General features: G+C 69.5%; 25 protein-coding genes and 2 pseudogenes. 10 read left to right on the forward strand and 17 right to left on the reverse strand.

All coding sequences use genetic code 11. The annotated features are described in order from the left end of the window. Positions 1-47: 47 nt before the first annotated feature. From ABD901_RS46965 to ABD901_RS46975, 3 genes are all read right to left on the reverse strand, one after another. On the reverse strand, positions 48-2,219 hold the full coding sequence (locus ABD901_RS46965; RefSeq protein ID WP_345138388.1) for an MMPL family transporter: 2,172 nt from the start codon (positions 2,217-2,219) through the stop codon (positions 48-50). 212 nt (positions 2,220-2,431) lie between these two features. Continuing rightward, positions 2,432-4,471, reverse strand: coding sequence for a multicopper oxidase family protein (locus ABD901_RS46970; protein ID WP_345138389.1), 2,040 nt, complete (start codon positions 4,469-4,471; stop codon positions 2,432-2,434). After that, a complete protein-coding gene (locus ABD901_RS46975; protein ID WP_345138391.1) occupies positions 4,468-4,896 on the reverse strand; it encodes a DUF6220 domain-containing protein in 429 nt (142 codons plus the stop codon). Before ABD901_RS46975 ends, ABD901_RS46970 begins: the two co-directional genes overlap by 4 nt. A 371-nt stretch (positions 4,897-5,267) precedes the next feature. On the opposite strand from ABD901_RS46975, the gene ABD901_RS46980 reads away from it, so the two are divergent. Together ABD901_RS46980 and ABD901_RS46985 are read left to right on the forward strand one after the other, a co-directional pair. Then, positions 5,268-6,386 (forward strand): sensor histidine kinase, encoded by a 1,119-nt coding sequence (locus tag ABD901_RS46980; RefSeq protein ID WP_345138393.1) that lies wholly within the window; start codon positions 5,268-5,270, stop codon positions 6,384-6,386. Between the two features lie 96 nt (positions 6,387-6,482). After that, the gene (locus ABD901_RS46985; RefSeq protein ID WP_345138396.1) at positions 6,483-7,172 is read left to right on the forward strand and encodes a response regulator; all 690 of its coding nucleotides are present in this window, start codon (positions 6,483-6,485) and stop codon (positions 7,170-7,172) included. 113 nt (positions 7,173-7,285) lie between these two features. Here ABD901_RS46985 and ABD901_RS46990 read toward each other — a convergent pair whose 3' ends face one another. From ABD901_RS46990 to ABD901_RS47000, 3 genes are all read right to left on the reverse strand, one after another. Next, the gene (locus tag ABD901_RS46990) at positions 7,286-7,639 is read right to left on the reverse strand and encodes an aminotransferase class V-fold PLP-dependent enzyme (RefSeq protein WP_345138398.1); all 354 of its coding nucleotides are present in this window, start codon (positions 7,637-7,639) and stop codon (positions 7,286-7,288) included. A gap of 138 nt (positions 7,640-7,777) precedes the next feature. Continuing rightward, positions 7,778-8,788 (reverse strand): MMPL family transporter, encoded by a 1,011-nt coding sequence (locus ABD901_RS46995; protein WP_345138401.1) that lies wholly within the window; start codon positions 8,786-8,788, stop codon positions 7,778-7,780. Then, on the reverse strand, positions 8,733-9,182 hold the full coding sequence (locus ABD901_RS47000) for an MMPL family transporter (protein ID WP_345138404.1): 450 nt from the start codon (positions 9,180-9,182) through the stop codon (positions 8,733-8,735). Before ABD901_RS47000 ends, ABD901_RS46995 begins: the two co-directional genes overlap by 56 nt. A gap of 662 nt (positions 9,183-9,844) precedes the next feature. On the opposite strand from ABD901_RS47000, the gene ABD901_RS47005 reads away from it, so the two are divergent. Beyond that, complete coding sequence (locus ABD901_RS47005) at positions 9,845-11,080, forward strand: ATP-grasp domain-containing protein (RefSeq protein ID WP_345138406.1); 1,236 nt, start codon at positions 9,845-9,847, stop codon at positions 11,078-11,080. Between the two features lie 68 nt (positions 11,081-11,148). Here ABD901_RS47005 and ABD901_RS47010 read toward each other — a convergent pair whose 3' ends face one another. Next, the gene (locus ABD901_RS47010) at positions 11,149-11,877 is read right to left on the reverse strand and encodes a DDE-type integrase/transposase/recombinase (RefSeq protein WP_345138408.1); all 729 of its coding nucleotides are present in this window, start codon (positions 11,875-11,877) and stop codon (positions 11,149-11,151) included. A 904-nt stretch (positions 11,878-12,781) separates the two neighbouring features. Beyond that, positions 12,782-14,146, reverse strand: a complete 1,365-nt coding sequence (locus ABD901_RS47015) for a glycoside hydrolase family protein (RefSeq protein ID WP_345138410.1) — start codon at positions 14,144-14,146, stop codon at positions 12,782-12,784. Positions 14,147-15,077: 931 nt separating this feature from the next. On the opposite strand from ABD901_RS47015, the gene ABD901_RS47020 reads away from it, so the two are divergent. Then, complete coding sequence (locus ABD901_RS47020; RefSeq protein WP_345138412.1) at positions 15,078-15,287, forward strand: hypothetical protein; 210 nt, start codon at positions 15,078-15,080, stop codon at positions 15,285-15,287. Here ABD901_RS47020 and ABD901_RS47025 read toward each other — a convergent pair. Continuing rightward, positions 15,274-16,743, reverse strand: coding sequence for a sensor histidine kinase (locus ABD901_RS47025; RefSeq protein ID WP_345138415.1), 1,470 nt, complete (start codon positions 16,741-16,743; stop codon positions 15,274-15,276). The two genes, ABD901_RS47020 and ABD901_RS47025, sit on opposite strands and share 14 nt — an antisense overlap. Before the next feature lie 10 nt (positions 16,744-16,753). Next, positions 16,754-17,431, reverse strand: coding sequence for a response regulator transcription factor (locus ABD901_RS47030; RefSeq protein WP_345138418.1), 678 nt, complete (start codon positions 17,429-17,431; stop codon positions 16,754-16,756). 93 nt (positions 17,432-17,524) lie between these two features. Between ABD901_RS47030 and ABD901_RS47035 the strand changes: the two genes are divergently transcribed. The 4 genes from ABD901_RS47035 to ABD901_RS47050 are packed head-to-tail and all read left to right on the forward strand — an operon-like array spanning position 17,525 to position 20,511. Then, positions 17,525-18,115, forward strand: coding sequence for a DedA family protein (locus ABD901_RS47035; RefSeq protein WP_345138420.1), 591 nt, complete (start codon positions 17,525-17,527; stop codon positions 18,113-18,115). Positions 18,116-18,172: 57 nt separating this feature from the next. Continuing rightward, positions 18,173-19,147 (forward strand): ABC transporter ATP-binding protein, encoded by a 975-nt coding sequence (locus tag ABD901_RS47040; protein WP_345138422.1) that lies wholly within the window; start codon positions 18,173-18,175, stop codon positions 19,145-19,147. Continuing rightward, complete coding sequence (locus tag ABD901_RS47045; protein WP_345138424.1) at positions 19,144-20,034, forward strand: ABC transporter permease; 891 nt, start codon at positions 19,144-19,146, stop codon at positions 20,032-20,034. Before ABD901_RS47040 ends, ABD901_RS47045 begins: the two co-directional genes overlap by 4 nt. 6 nt (positions 20,035-20,040) lie before the next feature. Further along, on the forward strand, positions 20,041-20,511 hold the full coding sequence (locus ABD901_RS47050; protein WP_345138426.1) for a hypothetical protein: 471 nt from the start codon (positions 20,041-20,043) through the stop codon (positions 20,509-20,511). Positions 20,512-20,727: 216 nt separating this feature from the next. On the opposite strand, the gene ABD901_RS47055 is transcribed toward ABD901_RS47050, so the two are convergent. The 5 genes and pseudogenes from ABD901_RS47055 to ABD901_RS47070 form a co-directional block, all read right to left on the reverse strand. Beyond that, positions 20,728-20,889: a hypothetical protein gene (locus ABD901_RS47055; protein WP_345138429.1), complete on the reverse strand. Its 162-nt coding sequence runs from the start codon at positions 20,887-20,889 to the stop codon at positions 20,728-20,730. Positions 20,890-20,971: 82 nt separating this feature from the next. Beyond that, on the reverse strand, positions 20,972-21,370 hold the full coding sequence (locus ABD901_RS47060) for a VOC family protein (protein ID WP_345138431.1): 399 nt from the start codon (positions 21,368-21,370) through the stop codon (positions 20,972-20,974). A gap of 33 nt (positions 21,371-21,403) precedes the next feature. Then, positions 21,404-21,745 carry an ArsR/SmtB family transcription factor gene (locus tag ABD901_RS47065; RefSeq protein WP_345138434.1) on the reverse strand — a complete coding sequence of 114 codons (342 nt, stop codon included), beginning with the start codon at positions 21,743-21,745 and terminating at the stop codon, positions 21,404-21,406. A gap of 141 nt (positions 21,746-21,886) precedes the next feature. After that, positions 21,887-21,979, reverse strand: a pseudogene (locus tag ABD901_RS59290) (IS982 family transposase); the annotation flags it as partial. Positions 21,980-22,041: 62 nt separating this feature from the next. Continuing rightward, positions 22,042-22,701 carry a hypothetical protein gene (locus tag ABD901_RS47070; RefSeq protein WP_345138436.1) on the reverse strand — a complete coding sequence of 220 codons (660 nt, stop codon included), beginning with the start codon at positions 22,699-22,701 and terminating at the stop codon, positions 22,042-22,044. Positions 22,702-22,838: 137 nt separating this feature from the next. Between ABD901_RS47070 and ABD901_RS47075 the strand changes: the two are divergent. Then, positions 22,839-23,352: pseudogene (locus ABD901_RS47075) on the forward strand (IS6 family transposase); the annotation flags it as partial. 148 nt (positions 23,353-23,500) lie between these two features. On the opposite strand, the gene ABD901_RS47080 reads toward ABD901_RS47075, so the two are convergent. Continuing rightward, positions 23,501-24,433 (reverse strand): aldo/keto reductase, encoded by a 933-nt coding sequence (locus ABD901_RS47080; protein ID WP_345138439.1) that lies wholly within the window; start codon positions 24,431-24,433, stop codon positions 23,501-23,503. A gap of 18 nt (positions 24,434-24,451) precedes the next feature. Further along, positions 24,452-25,309: an aldo/keto reductase gene (locus ABD901_RS47085; RefSeq protein ID WP_345138441.1), complete on the reverse strand. Its 858-nt coding sequence runs from the start codon at positions 25,307-25,309 to the stop codon at positions 24,452-24,454. Between the two features lie 131 nt (positions 25,310-25,440). Here ABD901_RS47085 and ABD901_RS47090 point away from each other — a divergent pair, with 131 nt between their 5' ends. Next, the gene (locus ABD901_RS47090) at positions 25,441-26,313 is read left to right on the forward strand and encodes a LysR family transcriptional regulator (RefSeq protein ID WP_345138443.1); all 873 of its coding nucleotides are present in this window, start codon (positions 25,441-25,443) and stop codon (positions 26,311-26,313) included. Positions 26,314-26,646: the final 333 nt, after the last annotated feature.

Raw genomic sequence — 26,646 nt, forward strand, 5'->3', positions numbered from 1 at the left:
GAGTGCGGGGCACCCGCCCGAAAGCGCGGAGTCCGGCTCGACGAGGGTCATACCCTGGCGTCCTCTCCGATCCTGGTCGGTGTGCCCGAGGTTGCCTTCGGTGCCCGGCGTCCGGGCATCCACCAGTTGGCCTTGCCGCACAGTTCCATCACCGCGGGGACGAGGACCATCCGGATGATGGTGGCGTCGACGAGGACGGCGATGGCCATGCCCAGACCGATCTGCTTGACCGAAACGTCGGGGCCGAGCGTGGCGGTCGTGAAGATGGCGACCATGATGGCGGCTGCGGCCGTAATGACCTTGGCGGTCCGCGCCAGGCCGCGAGCGACGGCGCTGCGGGTGTCGCCGGTGCGCTCGTACTCCTCACGGATTCGGGAGATCAGGAAGACCTCGTAGTCCATCGACAGGCCGAACAGGATCGGGAACATCATCATCGGTACCCAGGTCGTGATCGGCATGGTGGTGGGGAAACCGAAGGCCGTGCCGAGCCATCCCCACTGCACGATCGCGACCAGCACGCCGTAGGCAGCGCCGATCGACAGCAGGTTCATCACAGCGGCCTGCAGCGCGATCGTGACCGACCGGACCAGCACGATCAACAGCATCAGCGACAGCACGATCACGACCGTGATCATCAGAGGCAGGTGCGAGCTGGTGTCCTCGGAGAAGTCGATCGCGCCGGCGTTCGGGCCGCCGAGGTAGATCCGGTCGCCGCCGGATGCGTGGGGCAGCACGTCGTCGCGCAACTTGTGCACCAGATCCGCGGTCGCCGCATCCTGATACCCGGTCGTGGGGAAGGCCATGAAGGTGGCGGCCTGTCCGTCCTTGCTGACCCGAGGCTGCGTGACGTAGGCGATGCCGTCGGTGTTCCTGACAGCGTCCAGGGCGTTTGTCAGATCGGCGTTCTTCGCGTCGACCTCGGTAGCAAAGATCAGCGGCGCGCCGTAGCCGGGACCGAAGCCCTCGGAGAGGATCGTGTACGAGGTGTAGCTACTGCGGTCGTGGGGCTGGACACTGGCGTCGGGCAAGCTCAGCCGCATCGACAGCGCGGGGGCGGCCAGTACCAGCAGGCCTGCGCCGGCCAGCGCCGCGGCGACCAGCGGCTTGCGCTGCACCACGCCTGCCCAGCGCTCGGCGAGGGTCCGGCGGGGCGTGGCACCGTCAGCCCCGTGCCGGCGGGACGTGCGGCGGGGCAGGCGCAGCGAGTCGATCCTGCGGCCGGTGAAGCCCAGAAACGCCGGCAGCAGCGTCACCGCGGCGATCATCGTGACCAGTACGCCCACCGACGCGCCGACGGCCACACCGGTCATCAGCCTCTGCCCCATGGCGATCAGGCCCAGCAGGGCGATCACGACGGTCGTGCCGGCGAACAGCACCGCGCGACCTGCGCTGGTGATGGCCTTGACCGTGGCGGTCTCGGGCTCGTCACCGTCGTGCAGGCTGTCCCTGTAGCGGGTCAGGATGAACAGTGCGTAGTCGATGCCGACACCGAGTCCGATCATCGCGGTAACGAGCACCGTGAAATCCGGCGAGGGGACGAGGTGCCCTGCGAGCTTCATCAGGGCGATGCCGCCCAGGACCGCCAGCAGTCCGGTCACGATCGGCAGGCCCATCGCCACCAGTGACCCGAAGGCGATGAACAGAATCACCGCCGCTGCCAGTACGCCCACGCTCTCGGTCGAACCCCCCGGGGGTGTCTCGGCCTTTTCCGCCTTTTCCCCGGCCAGGCCCAGCGTCACGCCGTCAACGGAGGCGTCCTTGACCGTGTCGACCAGGAGCTTGGCCTGGCTCTTGTCCACGTCCTTGTCGGTCAGCGGGATGGTGGTACGGGCGATACGACGATCCTGCGTCACCAGGTTGTTGTCTTGGTAGGGTGAGGTCACCGGTCCGGTGATCGGTGAGGCTTCGAGATCGGCGATGACCTTCTCGATTTTTTGCCGGGCGGCGGGGTCGTCGATCCCCTTGTCTGCCTTGATCGCGAGAGTCAGCGTGTCCCCCTGCTGCTCGGGGAAGTGCTTCTCGATCAGCGCTTGCGCTTTGGCGGAATCGGAGTTTCCGCCGGAGAAGTCGTTGTCGGGGGCGGCGGCGTAGCCGAAGCCCACCAGTGCCATGGCGATCACGCCGACGATCCAGGTCAGCAGGACCAGGCGGCGGCGCCGGTAGCAGAACCGGGCTAGTCGCGCCAGAGCCCCGTCCGTACGTGCGGTCTCGGTCGTCATTATCTTCTCCTCGGGCATGTCATCGGGGTGCATTCCGGGCCGGCACGCGCGTCAGCGGAGGCGCCGGTCCGACAGTGCGTTGCGCAGATGGGCGAGATCGCCGACTGGGCGGTTTGTTCCGGCATCGCCGCGATGAAGGTGGGCGGGGGCCACACGATCGAGCACTGCGCCGGCCGATGGAGCGGGCGCGGTGTCGACCAACGAACGGTGGATCAGCCGTGGTGGTGGGCGTGAGCGGCAGGCGAGTGCTCGAATGGCGTCGTCACACCGTCGTAGCGAAGCCGCAGCATCATTCCCTGATCCGCGTGCGGCAGGTTGTGGCAGTGGTTCATCCAGATTCCGGGGTTTGCCGCTTTGAATGCGACCTCCCATACCTCTCCTGGGCGGACGTCGAAAGTGTCCATCCACAATGGACTTCCGGATGAGGGTGTTCCGTTCCTGGAAAGGATCAGCACGGGATGTCCGTGGAGGTGCCAGGGGTGCGTCTCCAGGCTCCGGTTGACCACGGTGAATCGCACGACGTCGCCCTCGGTGACGAGTTGGTCCGGGATCGACGGGTGGCCTCGACCGTTGACGGTCTGTGCGTACGCCGGCGCACCGTCGACCATGGCGACACCACGGTCAAGGACCATCATGAAATGCCGGTCGGGTGCGCCGGTGTCGAACGGCACGGCGGCCGCGGTTCCGTAGTGGAGAAGGTCGAGTTCGGGCCAGCCCGAGGTGTCTTCGACGCCGGGCCCGGCACCGGTGGGGTCGTCCTGGGCACGCAGCCGCAGTCCGCCGTCGCGGTCGTTGTCGCACACGAGCGCCACGGACCTGTCGGGCATCACGAAGACCAGGTCGTACCGCCCACCCGCGGCCAGGCGCAGCCTGACGTCACTGACCTCGCCGGGCCCATGGAGATCCCGTCCGTCAACGGCCGCCACCCGAAACGGTGTGCCAGCCAACGCGAAATGGTGCGGCTGCGAATCGGTGTTGATCAACCGCAGGCGCACCGGAGCACCGGCGGATACGGCGTGTTCGGTGCGCTGGTCGGAGTCCCCGATGACCACGGTGCCGTCGAAGGTGTGCACGGGCAGAGTCAGATCCACCTGCCCGGGCGCCGCGTCCGCCTGCTGCATGATGCGTGTCGTCACGACCAGGGTGCCGTACAGCCCCTTGCGTACGCCGCGGTCTGACACCTGGTGGGTGTGGTACCAGTAGGTTCCCACCTGGTCGGCGCGGAACCGGTAGACGAACTCCTCCCCCGGGGCGACGACGTTCTGCGTCAGGCCAGGTACGCCATCCTCACCGCAGGCCACGTCGTAGCCGTGCCAGTGCACGGTCACGCCGTCCTGGATATCGGTGTTGCGCAGCGCCACTTCGGCCAGGTCACCCTGAGTGACCGTGATCGGCGGACCGGGTACCTGCCCGTTGTAGGCCCATGCGTCGACTTCCCGCCCGGACGGCAGTCGCACCCTGGCGGTCCGAGCGGTGAGGACATGCTGCTGCCGGGTACCGCCGGAAGCCGGTGTGCCGGCACCGCGCAGGTCGGCCACCGACCGCGTCGGACCTGAGCCAGCCGAGCGTACGCGACCGTCTCCGGTGGTGACGGGTTCCACAGGCATGAGCGACACGCCGACACCGGAGGCGCCTGCACCGACGACGACCGCGACGCCGGCAACCCGGATGAACCGGCGACGCGAGACCCGACTCTCCATTACCTGCCCGATCGCGACGCTGGCGACGATCTCGCCGGCCTGACGGTTGACGGGAGCGTCGCCGGCAGCGGCCGCCCCGGCCTTCACGGCGAGCACGCGTGCGGTGAGCAGCACGCCGGCGCACACGAGCGAGACCGTGATCAGCGCGGTGCCCCACGTGGGGGGGAATCCGATCAGCAAGGTCACCACGAAACCGGCCGCCGCCGCGTACGCGGCGCTCAACAGCGCGACGACGCTCCGTGCCGGCAGCCCGTTGTTCGGTGTCCGCCTCGCTTCCCGCAGCGTCGGGCCAGCGATGAGCACCGCGGCCAACCCGCCGGCGGCGAGCATCGGCAGCCCTAGCAGGACCTTCTCCTGCACAAACCACCAGCCCCGACCGGCCAGTATCGCCACTGTGGCGATCCGGGCAAGGCTCACCAGCACCGCCGCCTCCAGGAGGCCGAGCGCCGCCTGGGCGCGCGCGAGGGCCGCCGTGACGCCGGCCGCGAACCATGCCGCGACGCTCAGCAGCGTGACCGCGTGGTCCAGGATGATCCACTGCCCCGTTGTCATGACGCCGTCGGAGCCGGTCCCGCTACCGGCCGGGACGCCAGCGCTCGCGCCTGGCGGAGGATCCTCGCGCTCACCGCGACAATGGCCAGGCCGTTGACCGCGTGCAGGCCGAAGATGAGCTGCCCGGCCGTCGTCGTGATGTCGCCCGTATCGAATGCTCTGGCCAGTGCCGCGATCAGAACCTGCACAACGACCAAGCCGGCGACCAGCCCAGCCATGCCGATGAGCCGACCGGACATCCGGGCCAGCGCCGCGACGATGACCAGCACGACCGCGAGCAGGAAGATTACGTACCCCAACGTCCGATGTGGTCGGAAGGACTCGTCGTTGGGCGCCGTGTTGAACGCGCCGCTGGCGGCGAGGAAGAACTGGACAACGACGGCCAGCAGGAACAGGGCCGCCAGCCCGGCAAAAGCCTTACGCATCGAAGAAACTCCTTGAGGTTGGGCGAATCACGAGGCACTCGCGCCGCGGACAGTTGGCGTCGTGCGGTCCTGTCCCGCCGCGCTGCCAACGGTCTTTTCCTCGTTTTTGCGCTCGTCCCGCTGATCGTGGCGGCGGGTGCGCGCAACGCGCGTCGGCTGGCGGTAGCGTTCCGCGGCTCATCCCGCGGGCGTACCGTCATCCGCTGGTGGTAGATCGGTGCGCCGTGTGCGGTAGCTGAGGCACGCCTCGCGGCGGATGTGCATGGCCGGCGGATGCGGCAGGATGTTGCGGGATGCAGACACCACAGCTCAGTACCGTGCGCAGGGCCGCACCGACCCTCCCCGATGCCGGGGTCGGCGTCGGGGTAGCGGTGCTGCTGCTGGCCGCCAGCTGGATCGGCGTCGGACCGCCGTGGGTCATCAACCCCCGCCCGCTCGAGGCCGGCGCGGTCGTGTTGATCGGGGTCGTGGCGGTCACGGTGGCGCTGCGGCGCCGCTACCCGGAATCGGTGCTGGTGGTCCTCAACTCGGTCGCCCTGGTCTGGTCTGCCGCCCATTTTCCCGGCGTGCTGATCCCGCTGACGTCGGTGATCGCCTGCTATACCCTCGCAGCTCTGCGTGGGTGGCGGTGGGGGCTGGCCGGCTCCGTGCTGAGCGCGCTGGGCGCGCTGGTCGCGATCCACCTGGCCTTCGGCGCCCGCGTGCCGGCTGGACTCTCCGGCACCGTCGTGTGGATGATCGCCACCGCTGGCGCTGCCGGCACCGCGGTCGGCTACTACCGGGCGTTGCTGGTGGCCACCCGCGCTCAACTTGCCCGCGAGGCCCAAACCCACGAGGAGCAAGCCCGCCGCCACGTGGTCGAGGAACGGTTGCGCATCGCCCGCGAGCTCCACGACATTCTCGGCCACACCATGGCCAGCATCAGCGTGCAGGCCGGGGTCGGCATGCACCTGCTGGCCACCCGACCCGCGCAAGCGGCTGAAGCGCTGACCACGATCAAACGCATCAGCGACCAGGGACTGACCGACGTCAAAACCATGCTGGGAGTCCTACGCTCCGACAACGAGCCAGACGAACCCCGAACCCCACGAGGCGGCCTCGACCAGCTCGACGCCCTGCTCGACCCGGTTCGGGTGGCGGGGGTTGAGCCCAAGCTCAATGTCCACGGCAGTGCCCGGTCACTGCCCGCAGCAATTGATCTTGCCGCCTATCGGATCATCCAGGAAGCGCTGACCAACGTGCTACGCCACGGACGCGCCAGCACCGTCCAGCTCGACCTGCACTACGAACCCTCGCAGGTGGTGATCCAGGTCCGTGACGATGGGCGTGCCGCCAGCCCTGGCGATACCACCACCAACGGTCGCAACGGACACGGCATCAGCGGCATGCGAGAGCGGGCCCTGGCCCTGTCCGGACAGTTCAGCGCCGGCCCGCACCCCCAGGGAGGCTTCCGGGTGCGGTGCGCGTTACCCACCCGGGACGAGTCATGATGACCACGTGCACTCGCTGATGACTTGCCGCCCTGGCGGCCGCCCGACGGGGATTGTCAGGGACCGGCAACCACCGGCACCGTCCGGCGGTGAGGCGTGACCGAGCCGCTGCGGGTCCTCATCGCCGACGACGAGTCGCTGGTCCGCGCCGGGTTCCGGGTCCTCATCGACAACGAGCCGGGGATGATCGTGGTCGGTGAGGCCGCCGACGGCGCGACAGCTGTAGACCTGGCACGACAAACCCAACCCGACGTCGTCCTCATGGACATCCGCATGCCGAATGTCGACGGGCTGGACGCCACCCGCCGCATCGCCGGGGCCCCCGACCTTGCACATGTCCACGTGCTGATCCTCAGCACGTTCGACCACGACGAATACGTCATCGAAGCACTGGACGCCGGCGCCAGCGGATTCCTGATCAAGAACACGGATCCCGCCCAACTGCTGCACGGCATCCGAGTCGTGGCAGGCGGCGAAGCGCTGCTGTCGCCCGGTCTGACCCGCCGGCTGGTTGCCCGGCTCGTCGACCGCTCCCCCAACCGCCAGGTCAACGCCAAAGCCCTGGCCCAGCTGACCGAACGGGAGCGGGAGGTCGCCGGGCTGGCCGCACATGGGATGAGCAACGAGGAAATCGCCGAGGCCCTGTCCATCAGCCAGGCCACCGCGAAAACCCACATCAGCCACGCCATGGCCAAACTCGGCGCCCGCGACCGCGCACAACTGGTCGCGCTGGCATACCGGCACCGCCTGGTCGACCCTCCTGGCCCAGCGCCACCGCGTCCATAACCACCGATGTGCCGATCCGATCCCGGTCCAAAGGCCTCCACGATGTGAGGAACCGGTGTTGGGGTCCGCGGGAAACACATCGCGACCGGGATCGTCTGAAGCAATGGCGCAGGTTAGATCGCCAGCGCGCGTAGAACGGCCGTCACATCGTCGTCGTTGTTGAAGTAGTGGAAGCCGACTCGCAGGCGGTCACCGAGCACCTGCGCGTGCACGCGTCCCGCCCGTAGGCGGTCCCGTACCGCCTCCGGGTCTGGTGCTTGGACGGCCACGATGTGGCTGGGCCGGCCGACACCGGCAGGTCCAGCACCAGCGGATCGGGCCCCTTCTCGGAAGGTCTCGGCCAGGGTGAGGCAGTGCCGTTCGACAGCTGCCGCCGGAAGCTGCGCCATGAGCTCGATGGCGGCGCGGGCGCCGATCCACGACAGCCAGGCCGGTGAGGTGTCACAGCGGGCCGTGCCTGCGGCCAACCTCAGCCCGCCGCCGAAGTAGCCGCCGTCTCAAGTGGATTTTCCAACTCGGCATCAGCGGGTGCAGTTCGTCGTGGTGTGGGGTGACAAGCCAGGCGGCTTCACGCGGGCACAGCAGCCACTTGTAGCCGTGCACCCTCAGGTAGTCCGGGCGTACAACGGCCAAGTCCAGGTGCAGTACGCCTCGGGATTGGGTGACGTCCACGAATAGACGTGCACCCACGGCGTTGGTGGCGGCCCGTCCTTGCCGACCTGGGGTGTCGTGACGAAGGCGATGCCCTCGGTCGCGCTGACCGCTTCGACGACGGCGCCCAGCGCATCCTTGGAGCCAGCCTTAGTGGCGAAGATCAGGGGAGCGCCGTAGCCAGGGCCAAAACCCTCGGAGAGGATCGTGTACGAGTTGCAGCTGCTCCTGTCGTGGGGCTGCACGCGGCGTCGGGCAGGGCTGAGGCGCATGGACAGCGTGGGGGCGGCCAGCACCAGCAGAACCGCGCAGGCCAGTACCACAGTGACCAATGGCCTGCGCTGTACTGTGCAGGCCCAGCGCTCGGCGGCGGCACGGCGCGTTGGGGCCGGGCCACCAGTAGAGGCTCGCCAACGGGACGTGCGGCGAGGCAGCCGCAGCGAGTTGATCCCGTGGCCGATAAAGCCCAGGAACGCCGGTAGCAGGGTCACCGCGGCGATCATGGTCACCAGCACGGTCGCCGACGCGCCGACGGCGACCCCGGTCATCAGCCTCTGTCCCACGGTGACCAGGCCCAGCATTGCGATCACCACGGTCGTGCCGGCGAACAGCACCGCGTGACCCGCGGTGGTGATGGCGTTGACGGTGGCGCTCTCGGGATCGTCGCTGTTCTGGAGGTTGTCCTTGTAGCGGGTCACGATGAACAGTGCGTAGTCGATGCCGACACCGAGCCCGATCAGTGCGGCGAAGACCACGGTGAAATCCGGCGCGGGAACGAGATACCCCGACAGGTTGGTCAGGGCAAGGCCGCCGAGGATCGCCATCAGGGCGGTCACGATAGGCAGGCCCATCGCCACCAGCGACCCGAAGGCGATGAACAAGATCACCGCTGCCGCGAGGACGCCCACGCTATCGCCCGGCCCCTGCGCGGGTGTCTCGGCCTTCTCTGCCTGGGTTCCCGCCAAGCCCCAACGACACGCCGTCTCCGGAGGCCTGCTTGACAACGTCCACCAGGGACTTGACCTCGGTCTTCTTCGCATCCTCTTCGGTCAGCGGGATGGTGGTACGGGCGATGTGGCGATCCTTGGCCACCAGGTTGCTGTCCTGGTACGGCGAGGTTATCGGTCCAGTAATGGGTGAGGCGTCCAGATCGGCGATGACCTTCTCGATCTTCCGCCGGACTGCGGGGTCGTCGATTCCCTTATCTGCTTTGATCGCGAGAGTCAGCGTGTCCCCCTGCCGCTCGGGGAAATGCTTCTCGATCAGCGCCTGCGCCTTGGCGGAATCAGAGTTTCCGCCGGAGAAGTCGTTGTCGGGGGCGGCGGCGTAGCCGAAGCCCACCAGCGCCACAGCGATCACGCCGACGATCCAGGTCAGCAGGACCAGGCGGCGGCGCCGATAGCAGCGGGCTAGTCGCGCCAGAGCCCCGTCCCGTACGTGCAGTCTCGGTCGTCATCACCTTCTCCACGGGCATGTCATCGGAGTGCATTCCGGGCCAGTACACGCATCAGCGCAGACGCCGGTCCGACAGTGCGTTGCGCAGATGGGCGAAACCGCCGACTAGGCGGCTTGTTCCGGCATCGCCGCGATGAAGGTCGGTGAGGCCACACGCTTGAGCACTGCGCCGACCGATGGAGCGGGTCGGTGTCCACGCTCCTTTCGTCGTTCTGCGCTCGTCCCGCCGATCATGCCGGCGGGTGCGCGCGACGCGCGTCGGCTGGCTGTCGCGATCGTGGCTCACCCCGCAGGCGTACCGTCATCCGCTGGCAGTAGCCCGGTGCGCAATGTGCGGTAGCTAGGGGCACACCCCACGGCCGACGCGCATGACCGGCAGATCGGGCAGGGTGTCAAGAGATGCCTTGCCGGAGAACTGGGTGACTGCGGTGATCGAGGTGGCCAGTACCACGTTTTCCCGGCTACTTGGTTCTCTGATTCGCGGTCGAACACCGGGATCTATGGCCACTGCATTTGTGATGAAGCTCATCTAAGAATGGCGAAGTACACGTCGGGGGAGAGCAGCGATGAGTGACGAGACCCTACTGTTCGTGGGTGGCGCCCGGCCGCTGCCGGCCAACGTGGACCTGGCGGTCCGCGCACTGACTCAGGCCCGGGCGCGCGGCCTGCGCACGTACGTCACCAACCGGCCCGCCGTGCTGGCGGCGACACCATCGGTCCTCGAGCTGGCGGACGCCGCCTTCGAGGCCGACCTGTCCCGCACCGGGGAAACCGCGGACTGGGCCGTACGCCGGGTGGCCGAGGGCGACCGGATCGACGCCGTCTTCGGCCTGCACGAAGTGGCACAAGTGGAGACCGCGCTGACCGCGCGGGCCCTGGGAGTACGCGGGAATCAGCCGGAGTCCGTCGAGACCGCGCGCACCAAGGACTACTGCCGGGCCGCCCTGGCCAAAGCCGGGTTCGCCCAGCCCGCCGTGCGGCTGTGCGCGAGCGCGTCCGACGCGCTGACGTTCCTCAAGACGAACGCCGGCCCGTGGATCGTCAAACCGCGAGACGCCATGGGCAGCGTCGGGGTAAGCCTCGTCCGCGCGGCCGCCGACCTTCCGGCGGCCGTGTGCCTGCTGCCCGACGCCGGGCCCTTCCTGGTCGAGCAGTTCGTCGAGGGCCCCGAGTACAGCGTTGAAGGAATCTTGCTGGCGGGCGAGCCGGTCGTGCTGGCCATCACCGCCAAGGAGAAGACCCCGCTGCCGTACTTTGTCGAAGTCGGTCACGTGCTGCCCGCCCCGCTGCCCGAGGCCGACCAGCGGGAAATCGAGCGGCAGGTCGGCGCCGCCTTGACCACCATCGGGCTGCGCACCGGTGCCTTCCACGTGGAGCTGTGGCTCACCCCGGCAGGCGTAGTGCTCGGCGAGGTGCACGGGCGGATCGGCGGCGACTGGATCCACGCCTTGATCGAGTACGCGATCCCAGGCCTGGAGCTGTTCGGCCTGATCTTCGACGACCTGCTCGGCCGTTCGCCGACGCCGCGCTCGCTGGCGGCGACCCGGAGCGCGGCCGTTCGCTACCTGACCCCGCCGCCCGGCCGGGTGTTCGCGATCGAGGGCTGGGACGAGGTGGGGGCGCACCCAGCGGTGATCCACGCCGAGCTGAGCCTGCGGCCGGGCGACGAGGTGCCGGTGCTGACCAAGTCCAGCGACCGGGTCGGCCTGATCGTCGTCGGCGCCGCCGACCCGGAGAAGGCCGAGCGCCTGGCCCGGGAACTGACCGAGGCGGTCCGGATCACCGTGAAGCGGGACGCGTGAATTCCCGGGGAGGCGGAAGGTGCCGTTGCGTAATCGTTCGGAAGGCGCAGTTGAGCCCAGGGCCCGCTTCAGATGGTGGCCGCGAGTTCGGTGAACGCCGTAGCGATCCGCAGCCCGTGTGGAGCGCCGAGTCCAAGTTCGTAGTGGCCGTGGCGAACGTTCTGCATGAAGGCGTGTCCGGCGATGATGGTCTGGGCGGTCCGGTCGGTGCGCAGTCCACGCATCGGTCTGAGCCGGCGCTTGAGTTGGCTGTGATCAGCCTCGACTGGGTTGTTTGCGTAGCGTTCGACGTGATGCCACGCCGATGGGATCAGCTCGTCGAGCACGGCCGGGTACACCTGCGCGGCGTCGGGCTGCGGTCCGAACGCGACTGCCCGCCCTCGGGGGGACGCGGGTGGCAGGATCGATGAGGACTGTCGAGCCCGGTGGCACCAGGGTGACCTGCAGCTCAGGGCTCTGCAGGACGCCCTGTGTCTCGAGCACCTCGAACAGGGTGTCCGAGATCTGATATTCGTCAGGTGAACATCTCGCGGCCGCGACGCGTTCGGGCAGCGATGGCCCCCGCCCCGCTCACGATCTTCAGCTATGCGCCTCCTCGCCGCCCTCGCACTGCTGGCGCTCGTCGCGGGCCGCCGGGGCGCGGGTCCGGCGGCTCGTCGGGCACGGGGCCCGCCTGCGATGTCGAGCCGCCCCGGCCACTCGACGTCCCGGTCGCGGCCACGCCCTGCCCGCCGTCTCCCGCGGAACCGACGACGACCCCGGAGGCCACCCAGCCGGTCACCGCGTGACGGGAGCACCGACGCCGCACATGGGCGCTCGACGGGTGCTCAGCCGCCACGGGGACACCCCGTCACGGAGCAAGGCACTCCGGGATTTTGGGGGTCACGGGCCCAGCATGACAGGGCGCCAAATCGCCCAAAAAGGACGGCGTGGGACAGACAAGCACCGCCGGCAGGGCTCTTAATCTGCGGGTTGTAGGTTCAAGTCCTGGGCACTGACCTGGAGTTATCCGGGATTCAGGGCCTTTGTCCTGAACCGAATGCTTGGGTGGGTGCTCGCCCAACCGAGTCTCGGGGTGCCCGGTCGCCGTTGTCGAACCTTACTTTCCCGTTGCCCAACTGGCGCTGCAACACCATGATCTGATGCCGCAGCACGAGGACCTCGATGTCCCTGTCCCGGTTATTCGTGGGCAGCAGGCGCAGCACCGCGAACACGTTGGTCAAGCCTAGGTAGGCCAGTCACAGCAGCACGACGAACCATCATGCCGCAGCGACCACCGGGTACACGAGAACCGAAAGGCGAACCCCGTCAAGATCGGGGCTGCTACGCATATTGGCTCCCACCAGCACTCTGGCTGGGATCCATCAGGAGTCGCGGTCGCGACACCGGCGGCGGCCGCGCCGTGCAGCAGCGTGCGTCGGGAGAAGAGGCCTTCAGGCTACGGGACATAGCGTTCCCTCCGTCGTGGGCGGCGACGGCAGGAGAACGGGCCGGGCGTGACGGGTCAGCGTGCGTCACTTCCCTCGGTGAGCGGCCGTGGGGTGTGGACGCTCGTCGCGGACCGGTTCGTGGTCGATGAGTCCGCGTGCGCCGCTCGGGCGCCGTCAGGACGCTGATGCGAACTATGAAGGCGGGTGAGGAAGGACACGATCTGCCTCCTTCACCCGCCTCGAGAACGCGGCGAAGCTCGCCGACCGGTGCTTACTGGTCCTGCCCCTGGTCGTGCGGGACGGTGACCGTGACGGTGCAGCCCGTCGGGCGGCCGATCTCGTCGTGGCCGCGATACGTCAGCGTGTAGACCCGGTCGAAGCCGTTGCCGGCGCGTTCGGCACGCAGCTCTCCGGTCAGCGACGGTTGTCCCGGGACGAATCCCGTGACGTCCGCCGCGTCCCCACCCGCGACATCGACGAGCTGGAACGCGTGCGGCCCGAGGACGCCGTCCGGCAGGTCGACGCGCACGTTGACATCGACCATGCGGTGGTTCGGTGGCCACAGCCGCGGCTGGTCGACGGTGCAGTCCAATTGCCGCTCGGGCAGCGGTTCACCCAGCGTGGCCACCGCGTGCCCGATGGTGGCGGTGAGCCGCCCACCGGCCTCGTAGTACATGTGGACCGTGGTGCCGTCGAAGTAGAAGGTGGGTGCCGCGGAGCGGCCCAGATCCGGCGCGGTCGCCATCGAGTCGTGCACGACGCCGAGGTGGATCTCCTGGTCGAAGTTGTCGCCGACGTCCACCGCGTGCATGTTCCCGTCGGCAGCGTGGAAGATGACCAGATTGCGGCCCTGCCAGCGCAGGTAGAACGGGCCGGAAGCGTTCGGGCCTTCGTCGCCCTGCGGGACGACGATCGGCTGCGGCTGGATCGTCCAGTTCCGGGCGTCGGGGGAGACGGCCCAGCGGATGCGCCGCGAGACCGGACCGGTCGGGCCGGGAGGTGCGGCGGTCGGATTGTCCATGAACAGCATCAGGTACCGGCTGCCGAGCCGCGGGACCGACTGCTCGAAGACGCGGGCGTACGAGGTCTCGCCGCCGGTGCTCGCGTCCTGCCGGACCGCCGTGCCACCGTACTCGAAATGGATGCCGTCGCTGGACGTGGCGTACCGGGTGATCGAGTTCTCGCCGTGGAAGTAGAGGAACAGCTTCTGCTCGCCTTCAACCCAGATGGCGTGCGGTGAGGAGATGTGGCTGACCGTGTTGTAGTTCGGCAGCCAGGTGTTGGAGATCAGCGGGTTGATCGGGTACTCGGTCCAGGGGCCGTTGATGGAATCGGCATAGGCGAGGGAGATACCACCCGGCCGCTCGTGCGGCGCGTAATACATGTAGTAGGCGCCGAGCGGATTGGTGAAGTAGTCAGCCGCGCGGATGATGCTGGGAAAGATGAACTCGTTCGTCGGGTTGTACTTCAGCTGACTCTTGTCGAACGCCGTGCCGACATAGCTGAAGGTCGGAAAGCTGAACGGACCTGCGGCTGCCGACGACGCGGTCGCGGCCGGCGTCGCGGCGAGGGCGGCGGTGACGAGTCCTGTAGCCGCGGCGTAGGCGGTGCGGCGGGCGAGGCGCTGAGATGTCACAGAATTTTCTCCCTGGGGACAGCGGTCGAGGTCGCGCGGTGGTCGCATCGGCGACGCTGGCGGCGGTCGTACGACAGGCACGACTGGCCGTCGGGGCGATGAAAGATGGAGAGCGATCAACGATGCGGCGGTGGACCTGGAAGTTCCACATTGGACGAGCCCCTCGCGGACGCTCGCGTGTGTCGGTGGACATTCCGGCTGAAGCCGACGGAGCGAGAGCCGTGCTGAGCCAGCCGGTCGTAGCCGTACACCATCTGTCCCTCCCGCCCCTGTACATTACCGGCGTGTTACGAATGGTGGCGGGCACACTGCGGCGTGGTCAAGGTGCTAATACGAATTATCTATGGCCGAACCCGACGCGCGTGCCTCGCGCAGGCGCCCGGCGCGGCGGCGTCGCGCCTTCGGTCACTCGGGATCTGAGCGAATCATCCTGAGTTCCGGCCGCAGCCGGGCCGGGTCGACCTCGGTCGCGGCCGAGACGGTCGGCCACGTACCCCGCCCGCATCGGGTACGGCACCTCTTCGCCGCCCTGAACGGCATCGTCGACAGGGCGAACGTGGCCTGACGCGGCACTAGCAACCGAACGAGCGTCATGTCCCATCTCTTCACCTGATCGCTCGGCGGCTTCAACTCATACGTCGAACGGACGGCTCGGAACGTCTACAGGACCTTTGGAGAAATCTTGGCGAGGTCCGTGCCGGGCCACTCGGACCATAGATTGCGGTGTCGGCGCCCAGTCGACCAGCGTCTTCAGCGAGATCGACTAGCTTGATGTCAGCCGACACCTGCACCCGATCGGCTTCCAAAGCAGCGTCTCGGTGTGTGGCCGGCCGCTGCACGAAGCAGACGGGAGCGGTTCTCCAGCTCCGGAACCCCGGCAAGGTACCGGCTGATCCGGCTGGCTCCGCATGAGTAGCGGCGAGCCGCCGCCGTGACCGGCGAGGCCGGCGGCTCCGGGGTGATGGTGCTCGTGCTCGTAGTCGCGGCCGTCGCGGTCGGTGCGGGCTCCGGGTTGGTGACGCCGCTGGAGTTCGCGCACCTGGCGGCGACCGCGCCGCTGGAGCGGCTCGCGCAGACGATGGGCGCCGCCGAGGTCGGCGACGCCGTCGTGGCGGGCGCGCGCACGGTCATCCGCCGATAGCCGCCGAGCTGGTCGATTCCGGCGCTGCTGGGAGCAGGACGGTGACTGTAGTGCCGGTGCCGGGATGGGTGCACGGCAACGGAGCGGGCTGCGGGTGGTGGTGTGCGGCGCCGGAGCACCACCACAGATGCCCGTCGTGTGCGGCGACGATGGCGTCGACCAGCGACAGGCCGAGGCCGGTGCCCGGGGTGGTACGGGCGGTGTCGGCACGGGCGAATCGTTCCGCGGCGTGCGGCAGGAACTGGGCCGGCATGCCGGGGCCGGCGTCGTGGACGGTGAGCCGGGCGTACCCGCCGGTGGTGCCGGTGGCGACGGTGATCGGCGCCGCGCCGTGCCGCACGGCATTGTCGAGCAGGTTGGTGACGATGCGTTCGAGGCGGGCCGGGTCGATGCGGACCGGCGGTGCAGGTTCGAGGTCGGTGCGCAGCGCGGTGTCGGTGAGGTCGGCGGCATTGCGGTACCGCTGCACGATCGGCGGGAGCGCGACGGCCAGGTCCACCGCGGGCGTGGCCGGGCCGGGCGCGGCCTGAACGCCGACGGCCAGCAGGGTGTCGGCGAGCGCGATGAGCCTGGCGGTGTCCGTGGCGGCGGCGCGCAGCGCCTCCTCGAGTTCCGCGGCGGGGCGGGGCCGTCGCAACGCGAGCTCCAGCTCCGCGGCCAGCAGCGTCAGCGGGGTGCGCAGCTCATGGCTGGCGTCGCTGACGAAGCGCCGTTCCCGCTCCAGCGAGGTGTCCAGGGCGGCGAGCATGTCGTTGAGGGTGCGGCCGAGCCGGGTCAGTTCGTCGTCGCCGGTGGGGACGTCGAGACGGACGCCGTTGGCGCCGGCCGCGATGCGGGCGGCCTGGCCGCGGTAGCGCTCGACCGGGTCGAGGGCGGCGCGGGCGAGGCGGTAGCCGACGAGGGAGGCGACGGCGAGGGCGGCGAGGTTGGCCAGGGCGAGCTGGGCGACGAGCTCGCGCAGGGCCTCGTCGCGCTGGTCGCGGCGGACGGCGACGACCACGATCGCCGGCCGGCCCACGGCCCCGGGTTCGTTCGGGTCGAGCGGGGTGGCCAGGACGCGCAGCGGTTCGACGCTGATCGGCAGCAGCGTGCCACGGTCGGTCCGGACCGGCCCGCGCCGTGCGGCGGCGACCTCCGTCGGGGTGAGCAGCGGCCGGGCGGTGAGGCCGGGGCTGGCGTTGAGCACCGCACCGGTGGGGTCGAGGATCTGGTACAGGCCGCCGGAGACGACGGCCGGGTTGCGCGGCCCGAGGGTGCCGTCGTGCAGGGCGGTGGTGACCGCCGTGGACTGGGCGGTGAGGTCGGCGTCGAGGCGCCGGTCGAGGGCGTACTGCACCCGCAGGTAGACGAACGCCCCGGCGCCCGTGAGCACGACGAGCATCGCGGCGGCGAAGCCGGCGATGAGCCGCACCCGTAGCGGCAGCCGCCGCCAGCGCAGGGACCGCAGCGTGCGCATCGGGGCCACGTCAGCCGCCGTCGGGGCGCAGCCGGTACCCGACGCCGCGCAGCGTCTCGATCGCGTGCCGGCCGAACGGCTTGTCGACCTTGGCGCGCAGGGTGGCGATGTACACGTCGATGACGTTGGAGCGCAGGTCGGTTTCGCCGTCCCAGACCTCGTCCAGGATCTGATAGCGGGTGACGCATTGCCCGGCGCGGGCCATGAGCAGGGCGAGGATGTCGAACTCGCGTGCGGACAGGTCGACCTCGGTGTCGCCGCGGGCGACCCTGCGGCGGGCCGGGTCCAGGGTCAGGTCGCCGGTCCGCAGGATCGAGGCCGTGGCGCCGGCGGTGCGCCGGTGCAAGGCGCGCAGCCGGGCGAGGAGCTCGTCGAAGGAGAATGGTTTGTTCAGGTAGTCGTCGGCGCCGGCGTCCAGCCCGCCGACCCGGTCGGGGACCTCGCCGCGGGCGGTGAGCATGATCACAGGCACTCGGTGGCCGGCGCTGCGCAGCCGCTGACAGACCGCGATGCCGTCCAGGCCGGGTAGCATCACGTCGAGCACGACCGCGTCGTATCGGCCGGTGGCGGCGGCGAGCAGCCCGTCCGGGCCGGTGAACCGCACGTCGGTGTCGTGGCCGGCCTCCTCCAGCCCGCGGGCGAGTAGCCGGGCCAGCCGTCGCTCGTCCTCGACCACCAGTATGCGCACGCCGGTAAGTCCACCACGGCCGCGGCGGCGTTCATCCGCCTTTCATCTTCCGCGGGCTACCGTCGTCGTGGGGAGGGTGAGGAGGCGAGTGGCGTGGGTGGGTTCACCGGCCTGGTCGGGCACTTCGGCTACCTGGGCCTGGCCGCCCTGGTGCTCGTGGAGGGGTTCGGGGTGCCCGCGCCGGGCGAGACCGCGATCATCCTCGCCGCCGGCCTGGCCGGGCATGGCCGGCTCAACGTCTTCGTGGTCGCCGCGGTCGCGGCCGTCGCGGCGGTTGTCGGCGACAGCATCGGCTACTGGATCGGCCGCTCCGGCGGGCGGCGGTTCGTGCTGCGCTTCGGGCGGTACGTGCGCCTGACCGAGGACCGGCTCGAGCGGATGGAGCGGTTCATGCTCCGCCGAGGCCCGATCGTGGTGTCCGCGGCCCGGTTCGTCGAAGGGTTGCGCCAGCTCAACGGGGTCGTGGCCGGCGCCACCGGCATGCCGTGGCGGCGGTTTCTGGTGTTCAACGCGCTCGGCGCGGCGCTGTGGGTCGGGGCGTGGACCTCCGGCGGGTACCTGGTCGGCGACCATATCCCGGCGATCGAGGCGACGCTGGGTCGCTACCAGTGGTACGCCGTGGCCGGCGCGGTCCTCGCCGGCGCGGTCTGGCTGCTGCTGCACCACGCCCGGCGCCGCCGGTAGCCCGGCCGAGTCACGGCTTCATGTGCGTTTCATGTGCGCTGGCTAGCGTGCCCGGGCATGAGCGATGTGCTGGCGGTCAACGCCGTCGACCTCACCAAGACCTTCGGCCCGCTGACCGCGGTCGACCACATCAGCCTGCAGGTCGCCCAGGGCGAGGTCTACGGCGTGCTGGGCCCCAACGGCGCCGGGAAGACCACCCTGCTGCGGATGCTGTTCGGGCTGATCCGCCCGGATGGCGGCACCCTGGAGCTGTTCGGCCGCTCCTGGCCCCGCGACGGCGTGCGCGCCCTGGACGGGGTGGCCGGGTTCATCGAGAGCCCGAAGTTCTACCCGGGCCTGTCCGGGCGGCGCAACCTGCAGCTTCTCGCCGGGCTTGACGGCCTCGACGGGCCGGGCGCCGCCGCGCGGGTCGACGACGTCCTCGACGCGGTCGACCTGCTCGGCCGGGACCGCGACAAGGTCCGCGGCTACTCCTTCGGCATGCGCCAGCGCCTCGGCGTGGCCGCCGCGCTGCTGCGCGCCCCGCGGCTGCTCGTCCTCGACGAGCCGGCCAACGGCCTGGACCCCGCCGGCATCCGCGACATGCGCGCGCTGGTCAAGCGCCTCGCCGGCAGCGGCCTGACGGTGCTGCTGTCCAGCCATGACATGGCCGAGGTTGAGCAGATCTGTGACGACGTCACCATCATGCGCACCGGGCAGGTGGTGTACCACGGCTCCATCGCCACCCTGCGCGAACAGGCCCCCGCCCAGGCCCACCGGCTGGCGACCACCGACGACGAGCGCAGCACGGCCGTGGCCCACCGGATGGGGCTGGACGTCACCGGCGCCGCGGACGGCGGCCTCGCGGTACGCGGCAGCCAGGCCCAGGTCGACGCGCTCATCGCCGCCCTCGTCACCGCGGGGATCGGGCTGCGCGGCCTGGCCCTGTCCGAGACCCCGCTCGAGGCGCTGTTCTTCATGCTCACCGAGTCCGCCCCGGACGCGCCGACCGCCGACCTCGAACCCGCCGCCACGACCGGAGCCCGCCGATGACCCGCGCCACCACCGGCGACCTGACCGCCGGCCCGACCACCACCATCGGCCGCAGGCCGCGCACCGGTACCCGGCGGCCCGGCACCGCCACCGTGCTGCGCTGGGAGATCGCCAAGCTCGCCGCCCAGGCCCGCGCCCGCTACCTGCTGCTGGGCTGCCTGCTCGCCCCGCCGGTCGTGGTGGCGGTGTTCGCGGGGCAGCAGCCGCCGTCGGACACCATCTACGGCCGGTACATCCACGCCAGCGGCTTCGCCGACGCCCTGCTCATCCTCGCCTTCGCCCACCAGTGGCTGTTCCCCCTGCTGGCCGCCCTGGTCGCCGGGGACATCTTCGCCAACGAGGACGGGCACGGCACCTGGAAGACCATCCTGACCCGGTCGATGAGCCGCGGCCAGGTCTTCGCCGCCAAGACCCTCACCGCTGTCGCCTTCAACCTCGTCGTGCTGGTCGTGCTCGCGGCGAGCACGATCGCCGGGAGCCTGCTCATCGTCGGCACCCAGCCGCTGCCGGGCCTGTCCGGGCAGCTCATCCCCGCCGGCACGGCGCTGCCGCTGGTCGCCACCGCGTGGGCGACCGCGATCCCGCCACTGCTCGGCTTCACCGCCCTCGCCCTGCTGCTGTCCGTGCTGTCGCGCAACCCCACTGTCGGCGTCGCCACCCCGGTCGTATTCGGCTTCGCCATGCAGTTGTTGTCCACGCTGGGCGGCCTCGACCTCGCCCGGCGGCTGCTGCTGACCACCGGCTTCGAGGCCTGGCACGGCCTGTTCACCGAGCACCGCTTCACCGGCCCGATCGCGCAGGCCGCCGCGGTCGCGGCGATCTGGACCGCCGTGTGTCTCGTCATCGGCTACCTGTCGCTGCGCCGCCGCGACATCACCGGAGGCTGAACCCCCATGACCCGCACGCACATCCGCACCCGCGTCGTCGCCCCGGCCGCCGCGGTCCTGGCCGTCGCCGCCGTGTTCGCCGCCACCGCCGGCCGCGGCGGCGCGGACATCACCAAGCCGCGCCTCGAACGCGCGATCGCTCCGACGTTCGCGAACCTCTACGTCCAGCGTGCCGCCATCCTCGGCGAGTCCGGCGTGACCGTCGCGTCGATCGGCGCGAGCGCCATGTGCGACCGCGGCGGCCCCAAGGTCCCCGACGTCGGCCCCGGACCCGACTGGATCTGCATGATCACCTTCACCGACGACCACGGCCAGCGCCAAGAGGGCAAGTTCGAGGTCCAGGCCCACGCCGACGCCACCTACGTCGCCGGCGGCCCCTCCAAGCTCGTCGGCCTGGCCACCATCGCCGACACCAACGGCAACGACGTGACCAACCCGGTCTTCGAGTTCGACGGGGCCTTCGACTCCGACAGCTGACCGTCCGCGGGACCCCCACAATCCGCGACCGTGCGGTCCGCGACCCTTCCGGCTGGAGGCCGACCACATGACCCTCCTCGCGGGGCGCCGGCTTGAAGTCGACGAAGACCCGCTACTGCCCCGGTGCGTCCACCGCCAGCGGCACCGACCCCGGGCCGTCGGCCCGCAGCGTCAGGTGCAGGTGCTGATAGCCCGACAGGTCATGGCGTACCACGATCAGGGTGCAGGTCCTTTGTCATGGCTGGTCGTGTCTTCGGTGGCCGGGTTGCCGTCCGGGCCGAGCACACGGAACGCGAACGGCCGGGCGTCGCCCACCGCGAGCGAGCCGGTCACCGGGGTCGGCAGGTAGCCAACGGGGTACGGGGTATCAACGTTCATGAAGGACCTGTCCGGGCGTTGTTGACGTCGCCGCCGGTGGCGTAGGCAGCGTGGCCTCGGAACCGCCGACGCGTAACCGGGCCTACGTGTACAGCGTGCCGTCCTTGACGAAACACAGCTCGTTGCCCCACGGATCGGTGACGTAGAACGACCGCTCTCCCCAGGGCCGCTCGATCACTTCGCTCGCCGGCTGCCCGTGCACCTGGAACGGTGCCAGCGCCTCCAGCGCCGCGGCGCGAGCGTGCAAGCCGTCGATGTCGTCAACGGCGAAGTAGATCGACTTCCCGCCCGGGGCGGGTTTCATGCCGCCCTCCGTAACGTCGAGTACCGCGAGGATGACGCCGCCGCAGTCGAAATAGTGGCGAGCGCCGGGGTGCCGCCGCCCGGGTACGCCGAGCAGCTCGGCATAGAACTTCGTGGCCTCTTCGAGGTTCGCGACCTCAACGGTGATACGGAAGATCTTCGGGGTTGTCGCGCTCATCTTCATTCCCGTCATTGGCTGTCAGTTGCACGGCTACATTTCGCACGAGCCCGGTGGCGTCCGTTCGGCCAGCGCCGCCGTCGACTTCGGGCCCGACGAACTCCAGCGCTGTTCAGGATCGACCGGTTCGAGGTGCCCCATCCAGCCGCCGACCACTTGCTCGAGGCGCGCCCGGTTGAGCCGGTAGTTGCTGCTGCGGCCCTGCCGGCGCACGTCGACGAGACCAGCCTCTTCGAGCACCTTGAGGTGGCGGCTCGTTGTCGGCCAGCTGTGCTGGAAGCGTGCGGCGAGGTAGCCGGACGGCAGCTCGTCGCCGCGCTGGGCGAGCAGGAGCAGCACCTGGCGTCGCGCCTCATGCGCCAGCGCCAGGAACACACGGTCCACGTCCTCAAGCGAAGGCGACGTTGGTGGTTCGGGGTGCCTCGTGGTCACAAGAATTCTTAGCATGACAGCTAATAGTTAGCAAGCCGACTAATCGTCTGCCGGCCTGGTGGGACGTCGGCTCTGTGCGTCCGCGGTTCGGGGGCCGCCCGGTCCGCCGCGGTCCCCAAGCCAGTCGTCGATCTTCACGTCGAGTGCGGTCAGAAGGGTGTTGATGTCTGTCGTCACAAACGGATGATCGACATCCTTCGCCGTACCCACGGACTCAGGGCCAGTTAGGACTTGCTCGTCTAGGCCTTCGCCCGGCTGGTCCGCAACAGACCGATCCCGAGCAACAGCGTCCACAGGATCGACAGACCGATGCCATAGATGGACGACCGGCCTTCCGGGGTCGGGCCGAGCACACTGAAGATCGACCCGAGCAGGAACACCGCGGCGGCGACCAGGCTGACGATGCCCAACCAGCGCCAGGCCAGCCCGGTACGAAGGATCGCCCACCCGATGCAGGCGGCCAACGCGGTGAACGCGAAAACCACCGGCACCCGCCCCTGCAACTGATTCAGGGCGAGCACGGCCGCCCGCTCGTCACCGACGTTGGCCAATGCGGTCTCGGACGCGCTCGAGACGAAACCCATCGCGACGAACACCGTCGAGGTCACACCGATCGCGACGGCCAGGCCCTCCTGGCCGGCCTTCCACACCAGCGGGACCAGCCCAGCCGGCACCGCGACGAACACCAGCAGCGCCAACGCCAACGCCACCTCACTGGCCAGCAGCACCCCACGATGCGACGCCTGATAGGCGGCCACCGTCGCCGGCGCCGCGTCGTCCGGTCCCAGACCCTGACCGATCCGGTGCAGCAGATATAGGACGGTGAACCCAAGTGCGCCAACAGCGGCCAACCGCAAGGACGCCGCACGCCCGTCAACGACCGTCGACAATTCGCTCATGGGCGCATCATCCGCCGCCGAAGCGTCGGGGGCTACGCCGAGGCATCTCCGTCAGCGGGTTCGGGCGATCGCCTCGGCTGACCGAGCAACCGCCCGCAGGTAGTGTCATGGTGGGCTCTGTTGCGTTCGCTGGTCGGCCGCTGCTGGCCGATGTGGCCCGGTCTGCCGGCACTCGCCCGGTGACCGGTGGTTCGTCGACGAGAGCTACGTCAAGGTCGGTGGTGGCTGGCGGTACGTCTACCCCGCTGTCGACCAGTACGGCCAGGTCATCGACGTGCTGGTCTCAGCCCGCCGCGATGCTGTCGCCGCTCGCCGGTTCTTCCGCCGCGCGTTGGCGACGTTGAAGGTGACCCCGGGCGAGGTCGTCAACGATGCCGCACCTGTCTACCCAGCTGTGCTCGATGCGCTGGTCCCGCGGCGTGGCACCACGTTGAACGCTCTGCCAACAACCCGATCGAGGCAGATCAGAGCCAGCTCAAGCACCGGCTCAGACCGATGCGCGGCCTGCGCACCGACCGGACCGCACGGACGACCATCGCCGGACCCGCCTCCATGCAGAGCCTTCGCCGCGCCCACTACGAACTCGGACTCGACGCCCCACCCGCACTGCGCACCGCCGCGGCGTTCCGCGAGCTCGCCACCGCAATCTGAGCTCGGCGCACCTGGCTCAACCTGCCTTCAATCGACGAACGCAACAGCACCGCCCGCCCGGACCAGATGCGCCACCCATCGACCACGGTCACGTCAACGCGCCGTGCCAGCCTTGATCGAAACTTGACGATTCAGTCTCTGTAGCAGGTCACGGCACGGTGTAGCCGGCTGCGCGGAACAGCTCGTACCACTCGGCGCGGGTGATTGGGAGGTCCGACCCCTGCGCCGCCGCGACGACGCGCTCGGGCGTGGTCGTGCCGAGGACGACCTGCATCCGTGCGGGGTGTCGGGTAATCCAGGCGACGGCGATGGCCTCGCCTGGCACGCCGTACTTCTCGGAGAGGCGGTCGATCACGGCGTTCAGCTCCGGGTAGCGGGCCGAACCCAGGAAGGGGCCGTCGAAGAACCCGGCCTGGAACGGCGACCAGGCCTGGATTGTGATGTCGTGCAGCCGGCAGTAGTCGAGGATCCCGTCGTCCCGCACGATCGACTGGTCCAGACCCTGCATGTTGGCTGCGACCCCCTGGGCGATCATCGGCGCGTGCGTGATCGACAGCTGCAGCTGGTTCGCAACGATCGGCTGGGTGACGTACCGGCGCAGCAGGTCGAGCTGACGGGGCGTCTGGTTCGAGACGCCGAAGGCGCGGACCTTGCCGGCGGCCGACAGCTCGTCGAACGCCCGCGCTACCTCCTCAGGCTCGACGAGCGCGTCGGGACGGTGCAGCAGCAGGATGTCGAGGTAGTCGGTGCCCAGCGCCGCGAGCGATCCGTTCACGGACTCGACGATGTGCTCGTACGAGAAGTCGAAGTAGGGGCCATCCTTGACGATGCCGGCCTTCGACTGGATGACGAACTGCTCGCGCTCGGACGACGTGAGCCGCAGCGCCTCGGCGAACCGGCGCTCGCAGCCGTGCATCCCCGTTCCGTAGACGTCGGCGTGGTCGAGGAACGTGATGCCCGCGTTGCGGGCGGTGTTCACGAGCGTGCGCACATCCTCGTCGGACTTGTCCTGGATGCGCATCAGGCCGAGGACGATGTTGGGCACCACCAGATCGGTGCCGGGCAGGGTGAAGGTCTTCATGGTCTCTCCGTGGCGGGGTCAGGCGGACAGGCGCGCGACCTGCGCGGCCGTGAGCACGAGGTCGGGTGCACCCGCGGAGTCGCGGATGCTCTCGGGGCGCGAGGCGCCGGGGATCGGGATCACGACGGGGGCGAGCGCGAGCTCCCAGGCCAGCGTGACCTGGTAGACGCTGGCGCCGACCTCGGCGGCGACCTCCTCGAAGGTTCCGTGGCGCCCGGCCAGGTCCTTCGCGTTCGCGATGCCGCCGAGCGGGCTCCAGGGCAGGAACGCGATGCCGAGCTCGGCGCAGTGCTCGAGCTCGCCCTGACTGGAGCGGAACGCGGGCGAGAACTGGTTCTGCACCGACACCAGCCGGCCGTCGAGCACCTCGCGGGCCTCGTTGATCTGGGCGACGTCCGCGTTCGAGATGCCCGCCATCAGGATGACGCCCTCATCCAACAGGTCGCGGATCGCCCCGACGGACTCCGCATAGGGCACCGACGGGTCCGGGCGGTGGAACTGGTAGAGGCCGATCGCGTCGACGCCGAGCCGACGCGCGGACTCCTTGGCCGCACGCTTGAGGTATTCGGGGTCGCCGTTGCGGGTCCATGCGCCGTCGCCTGGGCGCAGATGGCCCCCCTTGGTGGCGACGAGGACGTCCGCGGCGCCGGCGCCGTACGACCGCAGCGCGCGGGCGATGAGCTCCTCGTTGTGGCCCACCTCGTTCGCGTCGCGGTGATACGCGTCCGCGGTGTCGATCAGGGTGACGCCGGCGTCGAGCGCGGCATGGATCGTGGCGATCGACCGCGCCTCGTCCGGACGCCCTTCGATGGACATCGGCATGCCGCCGAGACCGATCGCCGAGACGTTCCGGCCGCCGATGGTGCGCTGCTGCATGGGTCTTCCTCCAGGGATGCGCACGCCGCGACGGCGTGGCGCGCCCAACTCTATGAAGGCGCTAATCTAGAAGTCCAACAGCTGCAATCTCTCAGATCCAGAGCCAGAGGACATAAATGGACCTTCGTCAAATGGAGTACCTCCTCGCGGTCGCGGAGGAACGTCATTTCACGCGCGCCGCGGCGGTCGCTGGCATCTCGCAGTCGGGCCTGTCCTCAGCGATCCGCAGCCTCGAGGAGGAGTTCGGCACAGCGCTGTTCGACCGCACGACGCGTCGGGTCGAACTCACGGCAGCCGGCGTCGCCCTACTGCCCTACGCCCGCGACATGCTCGCGCACGCAGCGGGAGCACGGGACGCCGTCGTGAAGGCCAGTCGCGAGGTCACGGGCTCTCTGAGCATCGGCGCCGAGCAGTGTCTCGGCTTTGTCGACGTGGTCGCACTGCTCGAACGATTCCACCGCCGCCATCCGCGCGTCGAGACGCGGTTCACGCAGACCGGCTCCCAGGAGCTCATCTCCATGGTGAGGTCCGGGGACGTCGACGTCGCGTTCGTCGCCGGCGCACGCCGCCTCGGCTCCCTTCCGCACCGCACACTGGGCCAGGAGTCACTCGTCCTGCTGGCGCCCAATGACCATCCCATCGCCGCGCGGTCGCAAGTCCCCTGGAGCGAGATGGAAGGCCAGGACTTCATCGACTTCGCACCGACCTGGGGCGTACGGGCACTCAACGACGACCTGCTCTCGGCGCACGGCATCCATCGCCGGATCCGCTGCACTGTCAACGACGTGCACACGCTGCTCGACCTCGTCACTCGCGGACTAGGGATCGCCATCGTCCCGAGACACGTCGCCTCGAAACCACAGGCCGCGCAGCTGCGGACAATCGCACTACCAGACGACATCGGCCCCACCTGGAAGGTCTCGGTCGTCTCCCCGTCGTGGGACCGGATCGGGGGACCATCCGCCCACCTGTTGGAACTCGTCACTGACGCCTCACCCGCTTGAACGCCTGAACCCAGGCAGAGGACGTCGGCTCGGCGATTGCGCGATGGCGGACACTCCCGCGCCGATCGTCGCGGAGGGCAAGTCAGGCACAGTTGCGTTGTGGGATCGGCGGACGCGTTGAACCCGTGTCGGGGTCCGCGGTCAGATCGCCCGGGCGAGTTCGGTGACGCAGCGGCGACCCGCAGAGCGGGCGGGGCGTCTACGGCGAGTTCGTGGTGGCCGTGTCGAAGGTTCTGCATGAAGGCATGTCCGGCGATGATGACCTGTGCTGGGTTGTCCGTTCGTAGCCCACGCATCGGTCTGAGCCGCATCCTGATGCTGCCCGACGGCATG

It is taken from the genome of Dactylosporangium darangshiense, from assembly GCF_039537565.1.
In the GTDB taxonomy this organism is placed as follows: Bacteria; Actinomycetota; Actinomycetes; order Mycobacteriales; family Micromonosporaceae; genus Dactylosporangium; species Dactylosporangium darangshiense.

Bases quoted from the DNA above. Each gene is read 5' to 3' on its own strand.
- ABD901_RS46965 (WP_345138388.1), bottom strand. From the start codon at position 2,219: ATGACGACCGAGACCGCACGTACGGACGGGGCTCTGGCGCGACTAGCC.
- ABD901_RS46970 (WP_345138389.1), bottom strand. From the start codon at position 4,471: ATGACAACGGGGCAGTGGATCATCCTGGACCACGCGGTCACGCTGCTG.
- ABD901_RS46975 (WP_345138391.1), bottom strand. From the start codon at position 4,896: ATGCGTAAGGCTTTTGCCGGGCTGGCGGCCCTGTTCCTGCTGGCCGTC.
- ABD901_RS47005 (WP_345138406.1), top strand. From the start codon at position 9,845: ATGAGTGACGAGACCCTACTGTTCGTGGGTGGCGCCCGGCCGCTGCCG.
- ABD901_RS47025 (WP_345138415.1), bottom strand. From the start codon at position 16,743: ATGCGCACGCTGCGGTCCCTGCGCTGGCGGCGGCTGCCGCTACGGGTG.
- ABD901_RS47040 (WP_345138422.1), top strand. From the start codon at position 18,173: ATGAGCGATGTGCTGGCGGTCAACGCCGTCGACCTCACCAAGACCTTC.
- ABD901_RS47045 (WP_345138424.1), top strand. From the start codon at position 19,144: ATGACCCGCGCCACCACCGGCGACCTGACCGCCGGCCCGACCACCACC.
- ABD901_RS47050 (WP_345138426.1), top strand. From the start codon at position 20,041: ATGACCCGCACGCACATCCGCACCCGCGTCGTCGCCCCGGCCGCCGCG.
- ABD901_RS47055 (WP_345138429.1), bottom strand. From the start codon at position 20,889: ATGAACGTTGATACCCCGTACCCCGTTGGCTACCTGCCGACCCCGGTG.
- ABD901_RS47060 (WP_345138431.1), bottom strand. From the start codon at position 21,370: ATGAGCGCGACAACCCCGAAGATCTTCCGTATCACCGTTGAGGTCGCG.
- ABD901_RS47070 (WP_345138436.1), bottom strand. From the start codon at position 22,701: ATGAGCGAATTGTCGACGGTCGTTGACGGGCGTGCGGCGTCCTTGCGG.
- ABD901_RS47080 (WP_345138439.1), bottom strand. From the start codon at position 24,433: ATGAAGACCTTCACCCTGCCCGGCACCGATCTGGTGGTGCCCAACATC.
- ABD901_RS47085 (WP_345138441.1), bottom strand. From the start codon at position 25,309: ATGCAGCAGCGCACCATCGGCGGCCGGAACGTCTCGGCGATCGGTCTC.
- ABD901_RS47090 (WP_345138443.1), top strand. From the start codon at position 25,441: ATGGAGTACCTCCTCGCGGTCGCGGAGGAACGTCATTTCACGCGCGCC.